This window comes from Glycomyces buryatensis (assembly GCF_004912275.1).
Taxonomy (GTDB): Bacteria; Actinomycetota; Actinomycetes; order Mycobacteriales; family Micromonosporaceae; genus Glycomyces; species Glycomyces buryatensis.
The window spans coordinates 794-6,284 of the sequence record NZ_STGY01000034.1 but is presented as its reverse complement, the minus strand read 5'-3'; the positions used below and the strand labels follow the sequence as shown (position 1 = coordinate 6,284).

The window sequence follows — 5,491 nt, the reverse complement described above, 5'->3', positions numbered from 1 at the left end:
GCTTACGAGGGCAACATCCGCAACGGCAACAACATGAGCGGGGCCCGTGACAATATGCCGATCTCCGGCCACTGGTCCGAAGAGCAGTTCCAGGAGCTGCTGGAGAACGCCTACCCGCCGGTGAACTAGTCAGACGGGCAGCGAGGCGCACCGAAGGGTGCGAACCGCGGCCGCCACCCGATTCCCGCCCGCCCGGCCCGCGCAGGCCGGCGGGTGGGGATCGGACCCGATACTTGGTTCCTTCCAGGTGAAAAAAGCCGGGCCCCGCCATTCGGCGGGGCCCGGTTCTCCGTTTATCGAGGTATGCCGAGCGCGGGGGTTCGACGCCCTCGGTGATGCGGCCGGCTCAGTCGCGCGGCCGCAGGCCCTGGAACAGGTTGTCCACGACCCGCTCGGCGAGGTCGGGGCCCCGTAGCTCCGAGTGGTGGCCGTAGACCTGGACGGACACGATCGGGGCGACGATCATGACCGTCGTCAGATCGAGGTCGAGGTCGTCCCGCAGTTCGCCGCGTTCGATGCCGAGCCGCAGTACGTTCTTGACCAGTTCCCTCCGGCGCCCGTGGAACTCGTCGTGGAACTTCCGCAGTTCCGGATTGGTCCTCAGTTCCAATGCGAGGCAGGTCATCACGGCGTTCTCACGCGGGCTGAACTGCTTGCGCATCCGGCGGGCGATGATCAGTAGGTCGTCGCGGACCGAGGTGTGCGGGAGGTCGTAGTCGATGGGCGCCTTCATGGATTCGACGGCCTCGGCGACGAGCTCCTCCTTGGAGGACCAGCGCCGGTAGATGGTGGCCTTGGAGACGCCGGAGCGCTCGGCCACGGCCTCCATGCTGACGTCCTTGATCGTCCCCCGCTCGGCGATGAGGTCGAGCGCCGCATCGATGATCGAGCGGCTCACCGCTTGGCTGCGCGGGCGGCCCTTGGTGTGGGTCGCCCGCGCAGCGAACCCGGATTCGGGGACGGCAGGATCCGCGGGTACGGCTGGTACAGCGGGTCGTCCTGTGTCGCTGAGCTCGGGTTGCATGGGATCGATTATCTCTTAGACTTCGCTGAGAGCCGGTTCGGTTGCCCGTTCGCTCTCAGGGGCCTGGGTTTCCTTGCGCGCCTTGCCGGGGAAGAACGCGGCGATCACGATGATCCCCACGATCGCCACGGCGATCGCGGCGTACGCCGTGGTGTGCAGGGCGGTGAGGAACGACTCGTTCGCCGCCTGCGAGACCGCTGCGGCCGCCTCCGGCGGGACCGCTCCGGATTCGAGCGCGCCGTAGGTGGTGGAGATGTCCGACCGGGCGGCCTCGGGCAGCTGCGGGGCCGCGTCGCTGATCTCGGACCGGTAGGCCTGGGCCATGACGGTGCCGAGGACCGCGACGCCGAGGGCGCCGCCGACCTGGCGCAGGGTGTTGGCCAGCGCCGAGCCGACTCCGGCCTGCTCCTTGGGGACCGAGGACATGAGCGTATTCATCGCCGGGGGCATGAGGTTCGACATGCCGATGCCGGTGATGGCGAACTGGGCGATCAGGACCCACACCGAGGTGTCGATGTCCAGCACGAGCGCCGAGATCAGGAAGTTCGAGATGACCAGGAGCATCGCGACGATGCCGACGGCCTTGGCGCCGAAGCGCTGGACCATCGCGTTCGAGGCGGGCGCGAAGATGAGCATGGCGGCGCCCATCGGCAGGAACAGCAGGCCGGTTTCGAGCGGGGAGTAGCCGCGGACGATCTGGATGTAGAACGTCATGAAGAAGAACAGGCCCATCATGCCGAAGAAGGTCAGCGCGATGATGGCCGAGGAGGCCGAGAAGCGGCTGTTCTTGAACAGCTTCATGTCGAGCGAGGCGTAGGAGACGCTTCGCTCCCACAGCACGAAGCCGATCATGACGAGTACGCCGAAGCCGATGGTGCCCCAGACCTCGATGTCGCCCCAGGTGCCTCGGTCGCCGGCTTCGATGATGCCGTAGGTGAGGCTGACCAGTCCGATGACGGACAGGAGCATGCCGACCAGGTCGGGCCTGGCCTGGCGTCCCTTGGATTCGGGGGCGAGGATGAGGATGGCGACGATGCCGAAGGCGACGATGGGGACGTTGATCAGGAAGACCGAGCCCCACCAGAAGTTCTCCAGCAGCGCGCCGCCGACGATCGGGCCGATGGCGCCGCCGATGCCGACCGCGCCGGTCCAGATGCCGAGGGCCTTGGGGAAGTCCTTGGCGGAGAAGACGTCTCGCAGCATGGAGAGCGTGGAGGGCATCATGGCCGCCGCGCCGAAGCCCATGAGGGCCCGGTACCAGATGAGCTGGTCGGGGGTGGAGGCGTAGGCCGACAGCAGGGAGGCGACGCCGAAGATGACGAGGCCGCCCAGGAGCATGCGCTTGCGTCCGACCCTGTCGCCGATGACGCCGAAGGCGAAGAGGAAGCCGGCGAAGACGAGCGTGTAGGAGTTGATCATCCAGGCCAGGTCGCTCTGGCTGGCGCCGACGCCCTCGGGTGCGGGGGCGGCGAGGGTCTTCATGGCGACGTTGAGGACGGTGTTGTCCAGGACGACCACGATGAGGCTGACGACCAGCACGCTGAGGATCGCCCACCGCCTCGGGTGGCCCTTGTCCTCGGCGGGCGACTGACCCCCGGGGACGATCTCTGGTTCGGAACGGGTTTCGCTCACTGGGGTTTCCGTTTCTGTCTGTGGATTCGCGGTGTTGAGGTGTTGTGGTGTTCAAATCTCGCTGTTCGCGGGGAGCTCGCCGAGGGCTCTACTCCGCGGACCGCGGTGGTGTTGAATTCGAGCCTAAGCCATTCCGAAACGATACGGTACCGTATCGTAATGTACGTCACAGGAAACGGTAGCGCCCGAGTATGACAATTCGAGGTCGAGTCGGCCGGATCCGAACCACACCCGGTCTTTCCGCGAACCGCGGCGATCCATGGAGTGGTTGAATGGGCGACGTGGCTGCAAAGTTCCCGTACGAAGACCTCCAGTCGTTCCTCGCCGCGCTCGAGGCGGACGACGACCTCAAACGCGTGACCGTCGAGGTCGATCCCAACCTCGAGATCTCCGAGATCACCCAGCGGGTGATCCGGGAGGGCGGGCCGGCGCTCCTGTTCGAGAACCCCTCCGGCGCGGACATGCCCGTCGCGATCAACCTGTTCGGTACCGAGCGCCGCATGGCCAAGGCCCTCGGCGTCGAGTCGCTGGACGAGATCGGGAAGCGCATCGGCGAGCTCGCCAAGCCCGAACTCCCGGTCGGCTGGGCCGGCATCCGCGACGGACTCGGCAAGCTCATGCAGCTGAAATCCGTGCCCCCCAAGAAGATCCGCAAGGCACCCTGCCAAGAGGTGGTGCTGCGCGGCGACGAGGTCGACCTCAATCGGCTTCCGGGACTGCAGGTATGGCCCGGCGACGGCGGCGTCTTCCACAACTTCGGGTTGACGCACACCAAACACCCGGAGACCGGCAAGCGCAACGTCGGCCTCTACCGGCTCCAGCAGCACGACGAGAAGACCATCGGTCTGCACTGGCAGATCCACAAGAACTCGACCGGCCACTACGCCGAGGCCGAGCGGCGCGGCGAGCGTCTGCCGGTGGCCGTCGCGATCGGGCCGGATCCCGTCATGGCCTACGCCGCGACCGCACCCCTGCCGCCGGACATCGACGAATATCTCTTCGCAGGGTTCCTGCGCGGCGAGCGCGTCGAGATGGTCGACTGCCTGACCGTGCCGCTCCAGGTCCCGGCGACCTCGCAGATCGTCCTCGAAGGCTGGGCCGAGCCCGGCGAACGGATGGACGAGGGGCCCTTCGGCGACCACACCGGCTTCTACACTCCGGTCGAGCCGTTCCCGGTGATGCACATCGAGGCGATCACCATGCGCGAGAACCCGATCTACCACACCATCGTCACCTCGGCCCCGCCCCAGGAGGACCTCGGGCTGGGCAAGGCGACCGAGCGGATCTTCCTGCCGCTGGTGCGGATCATGATCCCCGAGGTCGTCGACTACGACATGCCCGAGGCCGGGGGCTTCCACAACTGCGTCATCGTCTCGATCGACAAGAAGTTCCCGAAGCAGGCGCAGAAGGTCATGAGCGCGATCTGGGGGCTGCAATTGATGAGCCTGACCAAGCTCATCATCGTGGTCGACGCCGACTGCGACGTCCACGACTACCGCGAGGTGGCGTGGCGGGCGTTCGGGAACACCGACTACGGGCGCGACGTGACCGTGACCGAGGGCCCGGTCGACCACCTCGATCATGCTTCCTACCACCAGTTCTGGGGCGGGAAGATGGGCATCGACGCGACCGCGAAGTGGCCCGAGGAGGGCTACACGCGCGGCTGGCCCGAACCGATGAGCATGAGCTCGGCGGTGAAGGCCACCGTGGACAGACGCTGGAAAGAGTACAAGCTTGACTGAGATTGCCCCCAGACCCAACCCGGTCAAGGACTTCCTGAAGCTGGTCGCCTTCGAGCACTCGGTGTTCGCACTGCCCTTCGCGTACCTGTCGACCCTCACCGTCATGCGGCTGGAGGACGCCTTCAGCTGGTGGGTGCTGCTCCTCGTCACCGTCGCCATGGTCGCGGCCCGCACCCTCGCCATGGCCGCCAACCGGATCATCGACCGCCAGATCGACGCGCAGAACCCGCGCACCGCGCAGCGGGAACTCGTGACCGGCAAGGTCAGCCTGAAGACCGCCTACATCGGATGCGCGGTCAGCCTGGTCGTCCTGCTCGTCGCGGCCGGCCTGCTCAACTGGCTGTGCCTGGCGCTGAGCCCGCTCGCCGTCGCCCCGCTGATCATCTATCCCTACGCGAAGCGCTTCACGAACTACCCGCACGCGGTCCTCGGCCTGGCTCAGATGGTCGCCCCCGTCGGCGCCTGGCTGGCCGTCACCGGTTCATTCGAGGGCTCGGGCCCGGCGATCGTTCTCGGTGCGGCCGTTGGGCTGTGGATCGGCGGCTTCGACCTGATCTACGCCTGCCAGGACGTGGAGGTCGACCGCGAGATCGGCGTCCACTCCACCCCCGCGCGGTGGGGCGTCAAGGCGGCGCTGCACGCGTCATCGGTCACCCATGCCGTCGCCTGGCTGCTGTTCGCCTGGTTCGGCGCGCTGACCGGATACGGCCTCGTCTATTGGATCGGCCTGGCCATCGTCGCCGCGGCACTGGTCTATGAGCACACCATCGTGAAACCGAATGATTTGTCGAAGGTCGGCCGGGCCTTCTTCACTGCCAACGGCTTCGTGGCCCTGGCCCTGTTCATCGCCGCATTGGTCGACCTGCTCCTGCGCTGAGCAGCGGCAGCGGCAACGGCAACGGCAACGGCAACGGCAACGCTGTTTAATTTCATGTAACTACGGTTCATGCAAGGCGATCAGCGACGGAGAGCGGTGGCGGCGCGGTCCAGGGTGCGCCTCCGGGCCCCGGTGGCATCGCTCTTGCGGTTCAAGCAGTCAACGAAGGAGTGGTGAAGGAACCGGTCCCGGGTGCATTGCCGAGGTCGGGCCGGC

Annotated in this window: 4 protein-coding genes; 2 read left to right on the top strand and 2 right to left on the bottom strand. The window is 66.8% G+C overall.

The window, feature by feature from the left end:
- Positions 1-346: 346 nt before the first annotated feature.
- Entirely contained in the window at positions 347-1,024 is a 678-nt protein-coding gene (locus tag FAB82_RS08895; RefSeq protein WP_136534192.1) for a TetR/AcrR family transcriptional regulator, read from the bottom strand.
- Positions 1,025-1,039: 15 nt separating this feature from the next.
- The gene (locus tag FAB82_RS08890) at positions 1,040-2,656 is read right to left on the bottom strand and encodes an MFS transporter (RefSeq protein ID WP_211116475.1); all 1,617 of its coding nucleotides are present in this window, start codon (positions 2,654-2,656) and stop codon (positions 1,040-1,042) included.
- 281 nt (positions 2,657-2,937) lie between these two features.
- On the opposite strand from FAB82_RS08890, the gene FAB82_RS08885 reads away from it, so the two are divergent.
- Together FAB82_RS08885 and mqnP are read left to right on the top strand one after the other, a co-directional pair.
- The gene (locus tag FAB82_RS08885) at positions 2,938-4,398 is read left to right on the top strand and encodes a menaquinone biosynthesis decarboxylase (protein ID WP_136534193.1); all 1,461 of its coding nucleotides are present in this window, start codon (positions 2,938-2,940) and stop codon (positions 4,396-4,398) included.
- Positions 4,391-5,275 (top strand): menaquinone biosynthesis prenyltransferase MqnP, encoded by an 885-nt coding sequence (gene mqnP / locus FAB82_RS08880; protein ID WP_136534191.1) that lies wholly within the window; start codon positions 4,391-4,393, stop codon positions 5,273-5,275. The genes FAB82_RS08885 and mqnP overlap by 8 nt, the downstream gene beginning before the upstream one ends.
- The last annotated feature ends 216 nt before the right edge of the window (positions 5,276-5,491 follow it).